Raw genomic sequence first — 16,828 nt, forward strand, 5'->3', positions numbered from 1 at the left:
CGTTTATGGTGTTAGCATATCACGAATCCTCGTCTGAAGGCGACTTTCCGAATTTCTAGATGGCGGAACACATCTCGCGTCACACTCGGCAAGAAGTCGTTTTGGCGCGTATTCCCTGTTCTTGTTTTTGACGTGCAGTATTCAATTTGCAACTGATTTAGGACTGTAGGCCCGTTCTAAGTTAGCCCAGTTTGAAGAGTCGTAAAACGACTCGAAGGGCTGGGTTTGGTGTTCAAAACAATAAAGAGTCCGAGGAGCGAAGTCGAAGACCCGCCGAGCAAAACGAGGAAGAGCCCTCAGAAAATGCCCCACGCACCGTGACACAAGCGTGACGAAATTCATACATCGCATCTTTTCGTATTAGACTGTCTAAATGCTGACGATTCGGCTCGGCCATACGTGCGAGGTCCTCAGGGACGGCGTTCAAATTGGCCCGTGGCCATGCGAGTCAGCCCTGATTCTGCTTTGGGGTCTTGCCCATGAGGGAACCCGTTGGTCGGCCCGAAGCGAAGTTGCCGCCAAGCTTTTTCCCACTGGCGACCAAGCCAAGAGAATGAACGCCCTTCGCCAATGCATTCTTCGCCTCCGAAATTGGATCGGCGACGACGAACTCGAAGTCCACCCGCGATTCATCCGGCTGAGCCCTGGCAAGTGGAGCCTCGAAATCGAGGAAGGTGAAGCTGCCGACCTCTGTGAAATCATTCCCTGGATCGAGCATCCGTGGATCGATGAGATACGCCGACGTCGGAGAACCGCCGCCGCGCGCTCAGCCGTATCGCCGATGGCTGGTCTCATCCATTCCATTGAGCAAGTCGCCAAAGACGACGTCGATGCCGCCCGCGGCTTATTCGTCTCGGCCTACGATCTGGCCGATTCGTTCAGTGTTCAAGAGTTTTACGACCTTGCATCCATTCTTCGGCCCCTTCAAACGGCCTCTCCTTTCGCCGCCGAGTTTCGCATCGCCTGCGCTTGGATGAGTTATCGAAACGGGCATATCGAGGAGTCCGTTCGGCAGGCCAAACTGGCCGAACAGTCCACGCAAAGACCCGAAGTCCTGGCCCAAGCCGCAAGCCTCCGCTACTACGCGGGCATCGAACGAAACGACGACAAAGAGATCGCCGCCGCTCGTCGTCGACTTCTCGAAACGAACCTCGCCTACAACATCGACCACATCGACATGTGTCTGTTTTGGAACAAAGGACTCTTCGCCGAAGCCATCGAAGCCCGCAGTAAAGCGATCACCCGACTTCACGAATCCCCACGCAATCATCAACTAAACTTCTGGCTGAACTCAGGCTATTTTGCTTCGGACTATGGCGATCGTGGCGCGTGCCGAGAGGCGTGCGAGGAGGCAGCCAAGCTGATCGTCCCAAGTCTGGACGGTGGGCACCTGATAACCTACCATAATGTGCAGGCCAAAATGCACCTGCTGGAGCACAACGCATATGCGGCTCAGCGGTCGCTCGGCGAGGCAAGAGATATCTTCCGACGCTTCGGTCGCAAAATCAGCGCGCTCTACATCCAGGAAACCCAGAGCGAAGTCACGGCCGCGTTGGGCCAGTACGAGCGCGCCCGCGCCGAATGGGGCGGCTTCTTCCAGCGGCGGCGTTCCATCGGAATGTCCATCACCGCCCGCCTCCAACGCCAGCAGAGCCGAGTCCTGGTCTAAAGATTCAACAGCCAGGCGTACGCCTCGTCGTCTCCCGTCGGAGCGGTTCCTTCGACCAAGCTCCATCGCTCGACATGGGTATCGGACGATTTGCCCGGCAAGATCGTCTGCAGCGGGGCCAAGGATTCGACTTCCAGCATCCCCGCCTTGGTGTAGCTCTCGAAGTTGCATCCGCGATCCGGCAACGATTCACCATGATAGGTATAGAACCGCTTCACAAAGGTGAAGCAAAGATTTGAGTAAGCCGCCAAGCCCGCCGTCACGAATGCACCGAACTTCGTTGGATTCGGGTCATCGGTTGAGCGAAGTCGAATGACCTTGCGGCCCCAGGTGTACCGTGGGTCAGTCATCTCCGTATAGCCCCACAATGCGATGTTCTGGATGGGCAGAAGGTTATCGTCCGCCTGCGGCCGCGTCGGGTTATGCGGAATCAGGCATTCCCCACCGGGTTCCATCACCGTAATCGCCCACGGGGCCAGCGTCGCTTCGTATACACCGCGATTCGTAACCACGTGACCGATCTCGAAATATCCGTCACCCACATAAATCTCTATCGTCTTCTGGATGTGGAACTCGTCAACCGGACTAGAAAGTCGAAGAAACCGCTTCCCTTTCTTCGTCACTTCCTCGATCTCGACCGGAAAGGAGTCGGACGTACAAGTCTTCCGCTTGTCCTCCGGCCCGATCCACAGCCGATGCCCACCATATGATCGATAGGGTCCGCCTTTATGTCCTGCGTGCTCCTTGCGGACCAACAGCATGTTTGGCCCGCCTTCCCGGCCGAAATAGAGAATGCGAGGGCCAACCTCGGTCGTCACAACCATCTTCAAATCGCCCGTTCGTAGGACGATACAGCCGTCGAAACCGGCTAAAGAACACCGCTCGGAAGTCACGTCCAATAGCCTACTCGATTCTTTTTTTCGGTTTTGTTGGAACGATCCGGTACTTTCGTGCATTGTGGTTATGTCCCGTGGCCACCGGACTTTCAGAGGAGAAAACATGAAAACACCATTTGTGCACGTAGCACTTGGCGTCGTCGTTTTTGGGCTCGTACCGGTCGCATCGGCCGATATGTTTACGGTCACGGTCGAGAATCTCGGCCCTCAGCCGCTCAGCCCGATGATAGGCATTGCGCATAATTCTTCGTTCGACATTTTCACCGAGGGGCAAACGGCTTCGCTGGGCATCAAGAAGATCGCCGAAGGCGGCGACACGTCCGCGATGGAATCGATCGTCGCAGCCGCAGGCTCCGACATTGGTGGCTGGGGCAAAGTCGCTGGTGGCCCGCTGGGTACCGGTGACATCCGATCCTTCACCATTTCGACCGACTCAGACCACCCGTGGTTCTCGTTCGCGATGATGTTAGGCAAAACCAACGACGGATGGCTGGGTATCGGAGCTGGCGACGGCGCGCTCAACCTGTACTCGGGCATGACCGCAGTTGGCGGCATGTACCTGGCGAAGGGTGCCGACGCTTGGGACGCTGGCACTGAACTGAACACTCAGAACGCCGCTGATCTCGGCTTCCTCGGCGGCTCTGGCAATCCGGCCGACACCGATAGCAATCTCATCCGCCACCACGCAGGAATCATCCCCAATGTCGGCGACAGCTGGCAGCAGATGCCGGCATGGACTCAGGACCAGAATTTGGCCCGAGTCACGATTGCTCCGGTTCCTGAACCCGCATCGCTCGCCGTTCTCGGCATCGGCGCGCTCGCGCTCGTGCGACGACGCCGCAACAAGGCATCCTAGTCCCCACCTCCAAAAAGAAGTAAGGGCGGCCCACATCGGGTCGCCCTTACTTTTTTCCGAAAGCCTAATGGCTTACTTGCCGATACGCCACTGGTAGTTCAGTCGCGCGACCCAGTCGTTGGTTCCGGCCAGCGTCTTGTCCGTGTTCTGCAACCAGCCCTGGTTGCCCACCGAGAAGCTGAACACCTGGTTGGTGGAAGGCTTCTGGTCGAAGCTGAAACCGAACTTCACATACGAATTTCGACCGGCGGTGCTATCGTTCTGCTCGATACCATAGAACAGCGAAACCGGCGAACCTGACGCCTTGAACAGCGACATGTTGATGCCCGACGTTCGTCGCGTCGTAAACAGCGTGTCATCTCGCATTTCGTCGAACTGACCGCCAAACGTGAAATTCTTACCCGCCGAGTAGTCCGCTCGCCAGATGTTTCGTCGCTGCGCCATCGGAGTCGTACCCAAAACGATGTTCGGGTTGTACGGCCCTTCTGGATTCGTCTGAATCGTATTCGTCAACTGGAATCCCGGCGAAACCTGCCACTTCACTTGGTAGTCGCGGATCGCGTATTCCTTGTTGTCCGGCAGAAGTCGCTGCTTGTACGTGAACGAAGCCGAGAGCGGAGCCTTGTTTGTAAAGTCCGTCTTGACCTGATACGTTCGGTCGATCGCCCGCTGACCTTGTTGGTCCACCTGACCTCGGTACTGATAGCCGACGCCGTACTTACCAACGTGCGACTCGAACGAGGACGCCACGTCTTCCTTCAGCCATCGGCTGTTGTCCGATGACATGTAAGTATTAACGTTCAGCTTACAGGCTTGGAAAAAGCCCAGTTCGAACGGCTTGTTGGTCGCCAGCGCGAAGCTCGAGAATGCTTGGGTTCGACCAATCTGGTCGTCCCAGGTGTTCGCCGAGTTCGCGTATCCAAACGTCGTACCGTTCAGATCCGCGCCGGTCACTGCCGTCAGAGCTTGTCCCGGCTTGTAGGCCGCCGGATTGTTGCCGAAGGCAAATCCGGTGCTGGCAAAGCCCGACGTCTCGCCGGTCAGTTGGCGAACATAGCCGTAGCTCATCCGCACACCCTTACCGAAATCCCACCAGAAGCCGTAGTTTCGCTTTGTCTCGTCGTTGCTATCGCCGCTTCGGTCGATACTCGTGTCCGTCACGCTCACGCCTACATTCTTCGAAAGCTGAGTGCTGATCGTGTTCGAGTTAACGTCTTCCTTGTTGCCGTCACTAAAGTTGGTTTTCGTCTGCTCGGTTCGGAACGATGTGTTCTTATCGATCTTCGTTTCCAGTGCGATGGAGGTCTTATCGTAGTCTGGCGTCGCGTTGGTGCCGTCGTACTGCTGCTTCTCCTTCGTAAAGGACAGCGAGGACGTGCCGAACTTGCGCGTGATGTACATGCGCTCCAACGAAGCCGCCAAAATCGTGCTGTTCGACGTTCGATCGACCTGGTTGACCTGCGTAAATCCGAATTGCGTGTTCTTATCCAGATTCAAACCGAGGTTAAGAAGATCGTTCTCCTTCAATTCGGTCGTCGAATCGTTGAAGGCGCTCGAATTCGTGTATTCGAGCTTCATGTTCTTCAACGGCGCAAACTTCAGGCTCGCATCGGTCTCCTTGAAGCCGACAAGCGAAGCAAGCATCGCCTTCTCCGGGTCAACTAGCTGACCGGCAATGCCAAAATCCTGACCAACATTTCGTTGGTTGTACGTAGCCTCGATCCCCTGGCCACTATAGGACAGCTTGGTTCGATCCAGGCCGGACTGTCCGTACTTGGCCGTCAGGATGCTCGCATCGAGTTTGCCCTTCTTGCCCATATCGAAGTTCATGCCGAGATCGGTTCGGCTCAGACCCGCGACGGAGCCGAGGATGTTCTGTTCGAAGCCCATCAGGCTCGTCACTTCCGTGAACTTACTTCCGAGGTTAAGCTTGCGAAGATTGAACTTCAGGCCCTTGGCCGAGTAATCCAAGGTATCCAGGCCGCCATGATCATTCGCGCCGCTCAGCGACGTCGACGAGATCGTCAGCGACTTGTCCTTGCCCGGTTGGAGATTGAAAGTCGTGTTGTCGCGTGAAATTCCCGCCGACCGGCCAAAGTTTCCTCGCTCGGCTCCGGCGTTGACGGCGGCACCCTTGTACATGTCGCCAATCGCCTTGATGTTCGCGTCCGTTTCGGCTGCGTTCAGCGAGCTAAAGCGGTTAAATCCAGTGTCGGCCGAAATCGAGGACGACTCCAGGCTCCAAGTCTTGCCCTTCAGACCGATGTCATGCTTGTCCAGTCCACCGCTGGTGTCTCCGACCGTGCTCTGAGCAAAGGTCAGGTTCATGTCCTTGCCGACAATGCCCTTCGTCAGGTTGAAGCTTTGCCGCTTCAGACCTGCTTCCAGTCCGAAAGCCGCTCGATCGGCCTCAAACCGATTGAATCCCTTATCGACCGACTGCGTGGTGTACTCAAAACCAAACTTCGTGCTGTCGAATCCCATCTTCGACTGGTGGATCGCCAGCGTCTTCTCGGTGTCCTCGACCGTCGAAGTTGTGTACGACATCAAACCGAAAGCCGTCTTCAGGTTCGCGACATCGCTTGAATTTCGGATCGCTTGCGACTGCGACATCTTTTGCCAGTCGGCAACGCCAAGGTCCTTAAAGCGTGTGAAGCCTCGTTCGACCTCATTGGTCGAGTGCGAAAAAGTCAGGCCACCGTTATTCATTGCGTAAGACGAAGCCTTGATGCCCGCCGTGCCGTCCATCACCGAACTCTGCGCCGCCGAGAACTTCAGACCGCCGAGATTGAGGTCAGACAAGCCGACGCCCTGACGCTTCAAGCCTTTCTCGCGGTTGAACGCCGCAACTTGATCGTCGGTGTAGCCAGAATCCTTCACCGCATTAAACGCGGAGAAACTCTTGCTGATGTCCTGGATATTGGCCGTCAGCTTCGCGCCGCCGCCCAGAGCGTAGTTAAACTGCTGGACGAGGAACGATGAACTGCCCTCGGTGCTGGCCGATTGCCCGCCTTTCGCCGAAGCATCGTACGTCATGGAACCCAAGACATCTTGCTTCATGCTGCTTCCGGCGAAGAAGGCACCCGAAAGCCCCATTCCGCTACCGGAAAAGTTGTTCTTTGTGCCCCAAATATTGGTTCGAAGAACACGGCCGTCAGCCGTTCGCTCCGTCTCGCCGAAGTTCAGTTGCATCGAAAGGCCACCCGGAACGAGGTTGAACTTCATTCCTGGCAGACCAGCAACCGCCGAACCCGAGTTGACGGGAGCCTTTGCATCGTATCGGTATTGAACCGAGATGCTGTCACCATCGCGGAATGCGCGGGAAATGTAGACCACTCCAACGGAGTAGTCCATGCTGTAGTCGAGTCCCGGCTTCAGGCGAACCCCGTTAAGGAAAACGAGTTCACTGTTCTTGATGACGTTTCCGTATCGAAGCGGCGCACCGGTGCCTCCCGGCGTCAGCCGAATGAGGTCCATGGCTGGCGTTCCGCCTATCGTAACGGAGCCCGCGTCTGGCTGAACTGCATCAGACGAACCGCTGAGCGGTAAAATTTGGGCGTGCGTAGTTGAGGCAAGACAAACCGGCGCGACTAGCGCGGCACTTCGTATGACCTTCCTGGCGTTCTTCATCTGGACGTCTCCGAGATGAGAATAAATCCCAACTACTCCCTATATTGTAGCCTAGATTCTCCCCTTCCATAGTCCTAACGCCCGGAATCCTACTAGGTTTCTATGAAAGTTCTCCTTTTCCACAAAAGAGTTGGGGCCGCGTATGGAATTTTGTTTGTGGAGGGAGCAGAAGTTATTTCTGTTCGAGAAGGATCGAAATGGCAAAAGACGGAACCGTGTATCTCATGCTAACGCTCGAAGAAGCGACCGATCTGTTTTTCCGATGCCTCCAAAGTCCAGAAGAGGATAATCCGCTTTCCGAGATCGTCCTCAGCAAGCTGGCGCGAGCCCTCGCCGAGGTCAACGAAGACGATCTGCGCATGTCTGCCTAACTCAGCGAACGCATTCGCTTGATGCGCTCCGAATCCACACCGAGCTGTCCTTCCAACTTATCTGCCGCCGCGCGAAAGAATGGCTTTGCCGCTTCCGCGTCGCCTTTTTCCAACAGAATTTCGCCCAACTCTTCGTTGACGAACCCGTCGCCACCCGCGTCTTTCAGCGCTTTCTGTATGGCAAAGGCCTCATCCAGGTCGCCCTTCGCCCGGTACGCGCGGGCCAAGCACCACTTTGCAATGCGGATCGCCCCGGCATTGCCATACTTCTCTCGTTCCGCCAACGCGTCCTGAAACCGCACGATGGCCTCGTCGTAGCGGCCCAGATCGAAAGCCGTCCAACCAAGATTATTGCAAAGGGTTCCCTGCCATCGCTGCGCCCAAGGATGGCTCGATGACCGCGCCTGCTCCAGGGCAACCAGGTTCAATCGCGTCGCCTCGCCCGGTTCCGCGTCGATCGCCAGCATGTGGATAGCGTCGATGCGAAGATCGTCCACCTCGCTTTGAGCCGCCGCTTCGAAAAACGGAACTGCGGCTAAACCCTCGCCGCCTGACCGAAAGCCACGCCCCTTCTCCAGTTCAAAGCAAGCCTTTGGGCGTCCGCCCGCAGTCATCGCGTTCTCCCAATGCTCGTTCAGGATCGCATGGCAGTTGACTCGATCCCGCCGCAGACTGAAGGTCCGCGCGATTTGAGCCCAGATCTCAAGCCGTTCGTTCGGCGTAAAGTCGCGAGTCTGCAGCGCCTCTCGGAACTTCTGCTCACTCTCCACCGGATCGTCGAAGTTCCATATTTCTCGGACGTCGATTCCCATTGCTGCCTAACCGAGTCGAATTTTACCGGGGGTATGCCGACAATTCATATGTGCCTACTCGCGCCCCATCGCTCGACATCTGGGAGTTGTTCGACATCCCGTCAATCGAAGAGGGAGGAGTCGAGGCCTATCTTCGTACCATCCTGGTTCGCTGCGCCGATTGGTTCGAGTCCTACGCCGCGTCGGTCTTCGTCGCCGGCATCGATGGCGTCATCCGCTGTCAGGCATCGCTTGGCGTCTCGATTTCACCAAACGCAACCATCATCGAAGGCGAAGGCATCGCGGGAAGCGCCTTGCACCACGGCACGGCCATCATTGTCGAAGACCCAAGCGATAACCCGATCTTAGTCAACCAGGTCACCCGTAAGCGCCGCGAAATCGGTTCCGCCATGGTCATCCCGCTCATCTCCAATGGGCGCAAGCTCGGCGTTCTCAACCTGGCTCGCCACGCTGATGACCAGCCTTTTAACAAGCAGGACCTCGCCAAAGCCAACACGCTGGCCGCCAACATCTCCCTCGCCGTCGCCAACTGGCGCATGATCGGCGAAATCAAGTCGGCTCACGACCAAATCACCACCGTTTTCAACCTCCTCAACGTTGCCATCCTCACGATCAAGGGACGCGAGATCGAACAGCGCAACCAGGAGGCCGACCGTCTTTTCGGACTTGGTTCGTATGAAGACATTCTCATGAACCTGCCTCGTGCTTTCTCGGAAGCCGTAAACAAAGCTGTCGCCGACGCCGAGCGCGGCGAGAGCCGCAAGTGCCAAGCCCAGAACGGGGCCGCAACCTGGATGATCGGCGCATCGCCAATTCCTGGAGGTGGAGTCCTGCTCTTCGCCGAAGACATCACCGCTACTGTCCAAGCGACACAAGAGCTGTCGCGGGTTCGACGCCTGGCCGAAATCGGCCAGATGACCGCCGCCATCGCTCACGAAATCCGGAACCCGCTAACCGGCATCCGTAGCGCCGCGCAGTTGGTCACGTCGGTACCCGACATGAGCGAGGAACTCGCCAAGATGATCGAGGATGAGGCCATCAAGCTCAACGAGCTTTGCAACCAGTTCCTCGAATTCGCCCGGCCGGCCGAACCTGTGCTCGTGCCCGGCGACCTCGCCTCAATCGCCCACCGCCTCGCCGCCGTCCACCAGCACGAATTTGAAGAGGCTGGAGTCACTCTCATAATCGAAGGACAGCCACAAGCCTACATATCGATGGACAAGAACCAGATCGAGCAGGTGATGCGAAACCTCGTCATCAATGGCCTGCATGCCACCTCTCACGGCGGTACGGTTACCATCGGGATCGACGGCAACGGATTCTCGGTTGCCGACACCGGCTCCGGCATGAGCGAAGAGACCGTCAAAAACCTCTTCATGCCATTCTTCACCACCAAACCCAAGGGCACCGGCCTTGGCCTCAGCAACTGCCGCAAAATCGTCGAAGCCCACGGCGGCGTCATCGAAGTCGAATCGAAGCCCGGCAAAGGCTCTAGGTTTGCCGTTCGATTTGCCGATCATCTAAAGGTAGCGGCATGAGCAAGAACTCGAAATTACTGATTGTCGACGACGAACTGAACATTCGTCGAATCCTGCAGATGGCTTTTGAGAAGATGGGGCACCAGGTCCTCGTCGCCGAGGACGCCCGAGTCGCCCTCCAACTGCTGGAATCCAACAATTTCGATCTCGTCATCACCGACGTGACCATGCCCGGCATGACCGGCTACGAGCTGCAGAACATCATTCATGAGAACCAGCCCGACCTGCCCGTCATCATCATGACCGCCTACGGCACCATTCCGCAGGCCGTCGCCGCCATCCGCAACGGGGCGTACGAGTACGTCACCAAGCCATTCGACTTAGACCAACTGAAGAAGATCGTCGTGAGCGCCCTCGGGGGAGGGGAGACGCTCAAAAAGACGGTCAAGAAAGCGAGCAAGCCAGGTTTGGGTGGGGATCCGTTCCTGGCCGCTTCGCCCGCGATGCAACAAGTCCTCGAGACCGTTCGTCAAGTCGCCGACTCCAAAGCCACCGTCATGATCGGCGGCGAAAGCGGCGTCGGAAAAGAGGTCGTCGCCAACGCTCTGCACACCCTTTCGTCGCGAAGCAAGAAGCCCTTTGTGGCCGTCAGTTGCGCCGCCTTGCCCGAAACGCTCCTGGAAAGCGAACTCTTCGGCTACGAAAAGGGCGCGTTCACCGGAGCAAACGGAAGCAAAGTTGGCCGCTTCGAAGCTGCCAACGAAGGCACCCTTTTCCTCGACGAAATCGGCGAAATTCCGCACCTCGTGCAGGTCAAACTCCTGCGCGTGCTTCAGGAGCGGGAAATCGAGCGATTGGGCAGCACCAAGCCCACCAAAATCGATGTTCGCCTCATCACGGCCACGCACCGGGATTTGCGAGCTGCGGTCGATGCCGGGTCTTTCCGCCTGGACCTTCTGTATCGGCTGCAGGTCGTCGAAATTCTGATTCCGCCGCTCCGCGAGCGAATAGAAGACATCGTGCCACTCGCCGAGCTATTTATGGCCAAATTCGCCGCCGAAAATGGCCGTGATCCGCTCCACTTCGGACCCGAAGCCGTGAAGGCGCTTCACGCCTATCCGTGGCCTGGCAACGTCCGCGAGTTGGAAAACACCATCGAGCGTGCAATGGTACTGGCTCCAGCGGCGTCAAATGAATTGGAAACTCGGCTTCTTCCCGAAAGAATCCAGAAGGCCGCTTAGGACCCCCTAAGAATATTAGGTCTTCAGGTTAAGCCTTTAAGAAGAGCCCTCCAGTTTTCCCCGCCGATGGGTACAATATTAGTGTTCATTGATGAACAAGGACAACTGAACGCTGCTAGAGTTCAGTCCGACAAGCCTAGGACATTGGCTTACAACCAACAGGAGGAACCAAATGGTTGTAAACACGCTCCTAAGAAAGACCTACAAGGTCTTTCCGACGCCGGTTCGTCGAGCAATTAAGCTTGCTCTGCCTCACAAGGCAAAGTCTGAAGCGAAGCCCAAAAGAAGCTTCTTGGATGACGTCGACGCAATCGCGGATTCGATATTAGGACCGCTCTGGAAAGAGTAAAAGAATCGAGCCCCTTTCAAGAGGAGGGGCTCTTCTCATTTTTGGGCTCCGTTTGTGATAGCCTAGCTTCATTCGCATGAAGCGTTTCGGCCAAATCTGCATCGTTCTCGGCATCGCCGCGCCGATCCTGTACTCGTTCATGTGGTTTGGGCTCGGCCTGTTTGGAATCCACGATGGCGGATGGACGTTTTACACGCCGTATTCATCGATGTACGAAGAACCCACGCGAGTGGTCGCTATGCCCATGATGCTCTTCGTCTTCGCCGGAAACTGGCTCACCTTCTATGGCTGGACCCGGCTGGAGTCGGGGCGGCGAACAGCACTAACAATGGTCTTGATCGGCCTCCTGGTGCCGCTTGCTTTAGAACTGATCCCATTTGTGCTGACGCTGGTCAGCAAACCGCTCGGCGAGCCTCCCCAACGGTACCACTACTACTACTCAGCGCCAGAACCTAGGCCATTCAACATCCTAGAACTATTTGGTGAACCTGGGTGGATTGGTCACGTCGTTGGCCTCGTGTTCCTCATGTTGGGGCTATCAATCCGCACCAAAATCAGCTACTCCGATTCGTTGCCACCGACCGACTAGGCTTTTTGATCCCCACGGAACCACCGCCCCAAATAGGACGGCTAAACGTGATACCTCTTCGGACGGAGAGGTCGGTGAGGCACGAACCGGGTGAGGCGATTGGTCGAAGCAAATACGAGCACCTGAAGCAGGCCGCCCGACGGGTAAAGTCGGTCATGCTTCCCTTTCTCGCCCTGATCTTGACGCCCCGATTCGTCGACGTCACCACCGCGATGGGAATGCAGATCGGCAACGACCAAGCCTGTTGGGTCGACGTCGATAACGACGGCTGGACCGACCTGATCGCGGGCGGCGTTGTTTGGCACAACGAGAAAGGAAAAGGGTTCACCAAATTAGCCGAAGGCGTCGGCATGGTCGTCGCCGCCGACATGGACAACGACGGCTACCCCGACCTCTTCTCGTGGTCCCAAACCAAGCTCTATCGCAATGTCGGCGGAAAATCTTTCACAGCCGTCCCCCTCCCGACGATGCCGCCGACCGTATCCCGAGGAGCCTGCTGGGGCGATTTCGACAACGACGGCCTCGTCGATCTCTACATTGGCGGCTATGAAGATTGGGACAAGCAGATCACCTATCCCAGCTTCATCCTCATGAACCGAGGAGCCAAGGGATTCGAGGTCACCTGGACCGACGCGACCTATCGCAGTCGCGGCATCACCGCCTGCGACTTCAACCGCGACGGATGGCTCGACGTCTACGCCTCAAACTACCGCCTCCAGCCAAACGAGCTTTGGGTGAATGACGGCAAAGGCAAGTTTGCCAGCCGAGCTGGCGAATTCAACGCGATTGCTACCTCGGCCGGATTCGATGGTGGACACTCTATCGGCGCGGCATGGGGCGACTTCGATAATGACGGCGAATTCGACCTTTTCGCCGGAAACTTTGCCCACGTCGATAGCCGGGGCGACCAACCCAAGTCGCGCCTCCTGCATAATCTCGGCCCCAAAAGCGGCTATAAATTCGAGGACAAGGGGACCTGCGGAGTCTGGTACCAGGAGTCTTACGCCTCCCCCGCCGCCGCCGACTTCGACAACGACACCAATCTCGATTTCTACTTCACCACCGTGTACGGCACCGCCTCGTTCAACAAGCCCAACTTCCCAGTGCTGTACCGCAACGAAGGGGACTTCAAGTTTGCCGACGTGACCGAGGGGAGCGGGCTGGAGAAGCAGGTTCCAACCTACCAAGCCGCCTTTGCCGACTTCCGCAACGATGGCCGCCTCGGACTCTGCACCGCCGGAAAGCTCTTTGCCAACGAAGGCGACGCTCACCAATGGATCGACGTTCGGCTCGAAGGCGACGGCAAGCGCATCAATCGAAGCGCTATCGGCGCCCAAGTACGAATCAAGCTCAAGAACAAGACGCTCACTCGTCAAGTCGAAGCCGGGACCGGCGAAGGCAACCAAAACGACCTGCGCCTCCACTTTGGTCTGGGCGATCTTCACGGAAAAGTCGATCTGCAGATCACCTGGCCGGGGGGCCGCAAGCAAACCGTGCGTGGCCAGCGAACTAATCAGATCGTCACCGTAAAGGCGCGCTAGTGACTGCTGTGCTGGCGCACCTCGAAGAAGAGCCACTTGCCCTTTTTCTTGACTAACTGGATGCCAAAAACCGAGGAATTGGATTCCGTGGCGGGCTTGCCATTCGCCTTGACGACCTGAAAAGTGGACTTCGCTGTCGCCTTAATCGTCGCTTTGTCACCGCTGACCGTGAGGCTATCAATGTGAAAAGCGAGGCTCAAAATCTTGGGTGACCGCGAGTAGCTAGCCTTTTCTTCCGCCAGCCAATCCTTCAGAAAATACGGACGGCCCTCTCGTACGACGAAGCGAAAGTCCGGCGCGCAGTTGCTGGCGCTCCACTTGTCCAGCGCCTTGCCATCTTTGGCCTTGATGATCGCCGCATAGGAGTCGAGTCTTTTCTGCAGGTCCGATTTCAGATCGCCGTGGGCAATCGCGGCGACAAACCCAGCCGTGGTAAGTGCAAGCAGTTTCGATTTCATACAATCCCCGCCTAGTGAACGCAGAAATCTCGAAAATCGTTGCGACGTCCCGGGTCCTGGAGCCGAAGGGGCCAGCCAATTAGGGCATGGGTGGGTCGCTGAGAGGAATAACTTCGGACCGCTCCCTCAGCATCGAAGCGCGACACGGTCTCCCGAATCCAGATTCAGAGATGTGGAGGGTAAAAGGGCCGCTAATAGATTTCATAGCATCCACGTGCAGACAAAATGACCCACACATGTCACTCACGCAAAGCACAAACCGCGTGAAACTCTACCCGCCATCGAACGGCTTTCCGTCGAGCGTCGTCTTCATGTCGCCCTCTTTCATCTCGACCACCCACCAGCGCCCGCTTCGCTTCACCAGCTTCTGATCTGCAGACCCATCGAATTTCAGCAGGTTCGATGTCTTCGCGCCGGGGCTCATTTTCACCTTGCCCGAGAAATGAATCGACACCTTCATCGTCGCCGTGTCCTTCCCTTCCTTCAGGCTCTCGATCTTGATCGAAAAGGAGTTCACCTTCTCCGTCATCGATGCCTCGGTCTTTTCCTTCTCGATCCACTGCTTCAGGTTGACGGTCTCGCCCTTCTTGGGAATGAATTTGAAGTCTTCGGCAAAGACGCCGCGAAGCGACTTCTCGACCGCCTTCATGTCCTTCTTAATGCTGGCCGCGCAATAGGCGTCGTACTTCTTCTGCCACTCCGACTTCATATCGGCAAAGCCAGGAACGGCAATGACCGCAATCAATGCCATAGCGACGAATTTCTTTTTCGTGCGCGTAGTGTAACGCCAATCGAGCCTTTCTCCAAATTCTCCGAAGGAAATTTGGAGAAAGGACCGCGGAACGACGAGAGGGGAAAGTCCATTAGAGAGCAATCTCCACGCGAAGCCCAGTCTCCGCGCTCTCAATCGCGCCAAACACCATCGCCAAACTCTTGATATTGTCGTGGCACTCGCCGTTCGGCGCATTCCCGGTCCGAAGCGCCCACAAGAACTCGTCCAGGCTCCCGGCGATGCCACCCAGCTTGTCGATCGGCTGGAAAACCTGACGTTCGACTGGACGATGGAACCCTTCGTCGCCCACCACGGTCTCCGCCTCAATCAGGTCGTGACCGTTCCACTTCACCGTCCCTTTCGAGCCCACGGCCCGCCACTCGCCTTCCCACGAGGTGTGAAGCCCCTCACTGCACCAAGACCCGCGGTAGGCAAAACGAACGCCGCCCGTCATCTCAAAGAGGCACGTGATGGACGATCCGTCCTGATACCAGCTCCAGCCCGGATTGAACTCGTCGGCATAGACCGAAACCGGATCGAGACCCGACAAATAGCGAGCTTGATCGAAGGTGTGAATCGCCATGTCCAGCACCAAGACGTGTGCCATTTTGTCTCGAAATCCGCCGAAGTGCGCTCCGATATAGAAGTCGACATTCAGGATTCCAAGCTCGCCAATCTCGCCCAGAATCTGCTTGAACGCCTCCTGCCGTCCGTCGTACCGGCGACTCTGCGAAACCATGTAGAGCTTCCCCGCCCGCTCCGACGCCGCCACCATGCGTCGCGCCGACTCCATCGAAACCGACATCGGCTTCTCTCCGAGCACCGGCAAGCCCGCCTCCAAAGCCTCAATGGTCACCGCCTCGTGCGCTTCCGGCACCGAAACATCCACCACGAAGTCCGCCTCGACCGCCCGCAAGGCATCCGAAAGCGACACAAACGCCGGAACCTCGATACCGACTTCTTGGGAGCTTTGCTCAACCTGGCCGGGCACCACATCGACCCATGCCGCGATCTCCGTCTCTGGGTTCGACACCAGGTTCCGAGCCCATGCTCGCCCCATTCCTCCCGCCCCAACAAGAATTGCCTTCATCGAGTGAAATTATGAATGGTGGCAACCTCGAATTAAGTAACCTATCAGCATCCATGAGCATCGTCGATCTCCGTAGCGACACCGTCACCCGACCCACGCCCGACATGTATGAGGCAATGATGAACGCCCCTCTCGGTGACGACGTACTTGGCGACGAGCCCACCGTCTCGGAGCTTGAGTCCCTCGCCGCCAAAATGACGGTGAAGGAAGCCGCGCTCTTCGTGCCAAGCGGCACCATGGGGAACCAAGTCGCCATCGCCACCCACACCCAGCCTGGCCAAGCGATCATCGTCGAGCAGGAAGCCCACGTCATCTATTACGAGGTCGGCGCTCCCGCCGTGTTTGCCAATGTCCTGACTTGGACGCTTCCTTCGGACAAGGGCGTCATGGACCCAGCAGACATCGAAAAGCGCATCACCTCGGCCAACCTGCACACTCCCGGAACCTCCCTGATCTGCATCGAGGACACCCATAACCGAGCCGGAGGAACCATCATTCCTCTCGATACAATTGCCGAGTATCGCCGCATTGCCGACAAGCATGGCCTCAAGCTTCATATGGACGGCGCACGCGCCTTCAACGCCGCTGTCGCCCTCGGCGTGCCCATCGGCGATGTCACTCGCAACGTAGACACCGTCAGCATCTGCCTCTCCAAGGGTCTCCGCTCGCCGGTTGGCTCCATCCTGTGCGGCCCAAAGGAGTTCATCGACCGAGCTCGAATCTGGCGAAAGCGAATGGGCGGTGGCCTGCGCCAGTCTGGCGTTCTCGCCGCGTGCGGACTCGTCTCCCTGACGAAGTACGTCGATCGCCTCGCCGATGACCACGCCAATGCCCAACGCCTCGCCGTCGAAATCGGCAAACTCCCCGGCCTCCACACCGACCCCGCCAACACGCCGACCAACATCTGCCTGGTCGGCACGGATCGCCCCGCTGTCGAATGGCAAGCCATGCTTCACGGTCGCGACGTTTGGTGCTTTCCGGTGGCTGAAAATCGTATCCGGCTGGTGACTCATGCCGATGTCGATTCGACCGGCGTGGACCGAGCGATTGAAGTGTTTACCGAACTAGCAGGCTAA

Annotated in this window: 13 protein-coding genes; 7 read left to right on the forward strand and 6 right to left on the reverse strand. The window is 57.3% G+C overall.

Annotated features, from left to right (window positions below; translation table 11 throughout):
* Window positions 1-373: 373 nt before the first annotated feature.
* Entirely contained in the window at window positions 374-1,669 is a 1,296-nt protein-coding gene (locus tag GC165_15425) for a hypothetical protein (GenBank protein ID MBI1334259.1), read from the forward strand.
* Here the strand turns inward: GC165_15425 and GC165_15430 are convergent.
* Window positions 1,666-2,487 (reverse strand): hypothetical protein, encoded by an 822-nt coding sequence (locus tag GC165_15430; protein MBI1334260.1) that lies wholly within the window; start codon window positions 2,485-2,487, stop codon window positions 1,666-1,668. The two genes, GC165_15425 and GC165_15430, sit on opposite strands and share 4 nt — an antisense overlap.
* On the opposite strand from GC165_15430, the gene GC165_15435 reads away from it, so the two are divergent.
* Entirely contained in the window at window positions 2,462-3,421 is a 960-nt protein-coding gene (locus GC165_15435) for a PEP-CTERM sorting domain-containing protein (GenBank protein ID MBI1334261.1), read from the forward strand. The two genes, GC165_15430 and GC165_15435, sit on opposite strands and share 26 nt — an antisense overlap.
* A gap of 72 nt (window positions 3,422-3,493) precedes the next feature.
* On the opposite strand, the gene GC165_15440 is transcribed toward GC165_15435, so the two are convergent.
* Together GC165_15440 and GC165_15445 are read right to left on the reverse strand one after the other, a co-directional pair.
* Entirely contained in the window at window positions 3,494-7,051 is a 3,558-nt protein-coding gene (locus GC165_15440) for a hypothetical protein (protein ID MBI1334262.1), read from the reverse strand.
* Between the two features lie 367 nt (window positions 7,052-7,418).
* Window positions 7,419-8,234, reverse strand: a complete 816-nt coding sequence (locus GC165_15445) for a tetratricopeptide repeat protein (GenBank protein MBI1334263.1) — start codon at window positions 8,232-8,234, stop codon at window positions 7,419-7,421.
* 50 nt (window positions 8,235-8,284) lie between these two features.
* Here GC165_15445 and GC165_15450 point away from each other — a divergent pair, with 50 nt between their 5' ends.
* From GC165_15450 to GC165_15465, 4 genes are all read left to right on the forward strand, one after another.
* The gene (locus GC165_15450) at window positions 8,285-9,772 is read left to right on the forward strand and encodes a GAF domain-containing protein (protein MBI1334264.1); all 1,488 of its coding nucleotides are present in this window, start codon (window positions 8,285-8,287) and stop codon (window positions 9,770-9,772) included.
* A complete protein-coding gene (locus GC165_15455) occupies window positions 9,769-10,953 on the forward strand; it encodes a response regulator (GenBank protein MBI1334265.1) in 1,185 nt (394 codons plus the stop codon). Before GC165_15450 ends, GC165_15455 begins: the two co-directional genes overlap by 4 nt.
* 425 nt (window positions 10,954-11,378) lie before the next feature.
* Window positions 11,379-11,891: a hypothetical protein gene (locus tag GC165_15460; protein MBI1334266.1), complete on the forward strand. Its 513-nt coding sequence runs from the start codon at window positions 11,379-11,381 to the stop codon at window positions 11,889-11,891.
* A 74-nt stretch (window positions 11,892-11,965) separates the two neighbouring features.
* Entirely contained in the window at window positions 11,966-13,432 is a 1,467-nt protein-coding gene (locus tag GC165_15465; protein ID MBI1334267.1) for a hypothetical protein, read from the forward strand.
* Here GC165_15465 and GC165_15470 read toward each other — a convergent pair.
* The 3 genes from GC165_15470 to GC165_15480 all read right to left on the reverse strand — a co-directional run bounded on the left by GC165_15470 (window position 13,429) and on the right by GC165_15480 (window position 15,752).
* Entirely contained in the window at window positions 13,429-13,890 is a 462-nt protein-coding gene (locus GC165_15470; protein MBI1334268.1) for a hypothetical protein, read from the reverse strand. The two genes, GC165_15465 and GC165_15470, sit on opposite strands and share 4 nt — an antisense overlap.
* Before the next feature lie 271 nt (window positions 13,891-14,161).
* Complete coding sequence (locus tag GC165_15475; GenBank protein ID MBI1334269.1) at window positions 14,162-14,641, reverse strand: hypothetical protein; 480 nt, start codon at window positions 14,639-14,641, stop codon at window positions 14,162-14,164.
* A gap of 112 nt (window positions 14,642-14,753) precedes the next feature.
* Entirely contained in the window at window positions 14,754-15,752 is a 999-nt protein-coding gene (locus tag GC165_15480; GenBank protein MBI1334270.1) for a gfo/Idh/MocA family oxidoreductase, read from the reverse strand.
* A gap of 53 nt (window positions 15,753-15,805) precedes the next feature.
* Between GC165_15480 and GC165_15485 the strand changes: the two genes are divergently transcribed.
* Window positions 15,806-16,828 (forward strand): aminotransferase class I/II-fold pyridoxal phosphate-dependent enzyme, encoded by a 1,023-nt coding sequence (locus GC165_15485; GenBank protein MBI1334271.1) that lies wholly within the window; start codon window positions 15,806-15,808, stop codon window positions 16,826-16,828.

Source organism: Armatimonadota bacterium, assembly GCA_016125185.1.
GTDB lineage: Bacteria > Armatimonadota > Fimbriimonadia > Fimbriimonadales > Fimbriimonadaceae > Fimbriimonas.

What these genes read in the sequence shown, in the direction of transcription:
- GC165_15440 (MBI1334262.1), bottom strand. Translation starts at nt 7,051, where the DNA reads ATGAAGAACGCCAGGAAGGTCATACGAAGTGCCGCGCTAGTCGCGCCG.
- GC165_15435 (MBI1334261.1), top strand. Translation starts at nt 2,462, where the DNA reads ATGCGAGGGCCAACCTCGGTCGTCACAACCATCTTCAAATCGCCCGTT.
- GC165_15445 (MBI1334263.1), bottom strand. Translation starts at nt 8,234, where the DNA reads ATGGGAATCGACGTCCGAGAAATATGGAACTTCGACGATCCGGTGGAG.
- GC165_15455 (MBI1334265.1), top strand. Translation starts at nt 9,769, where the DNA reads ATGAGCAAGAACTCGAAATTACTGATTGTCGACGACGAACTGAACATT.
- GC165_15470 (MBI1334268.1), bottom strand. Translation starts at nt 13,890, where the DNA reads ATGAAATCGAAACTGCTTGCACTTACCACGGCTGGGTTTGTCGCCGCG.
- GC165_15460 (MBI1334266.1), top strand. Translation starts at nt 11,379, where the DNA reads ATGAAGCGTTTCGGCCAAATCTGCATCGTTCTCGGCATCGCCGCGCCG.
- GC165_15480 (MBI1334270.1), bottom strand. Translation starts at nt 15,752, where the DNA reads ATGAAGGCAATTCTTGTTGGGGCGGGAGGAATGGGGCGAGCATGGGCT.
- GC165_15425 (MBI1334259.1), top strand. Translation starts at nt 374, where the DNA reads ATGCTGACGATTCGGCTCGGCCATACGTGCGAGGTCCTCAGGGACGGC.
- GC165_15475 (MBI1334269.1), bottom strand. Translation starts at nt 14,641, where the DNA reads ATGGCATTGATTGCGGTCATTGCCGTTCCTGGCTTTGCCGATATGAAG.
- GC165_15485 (MBI1334271.1), top strand. Translation starts at nt 15,806, where the DNA reads ATGAGCATCGTCGATCTCCGTAGCGACACCGTCACCCGACCCACGCCC.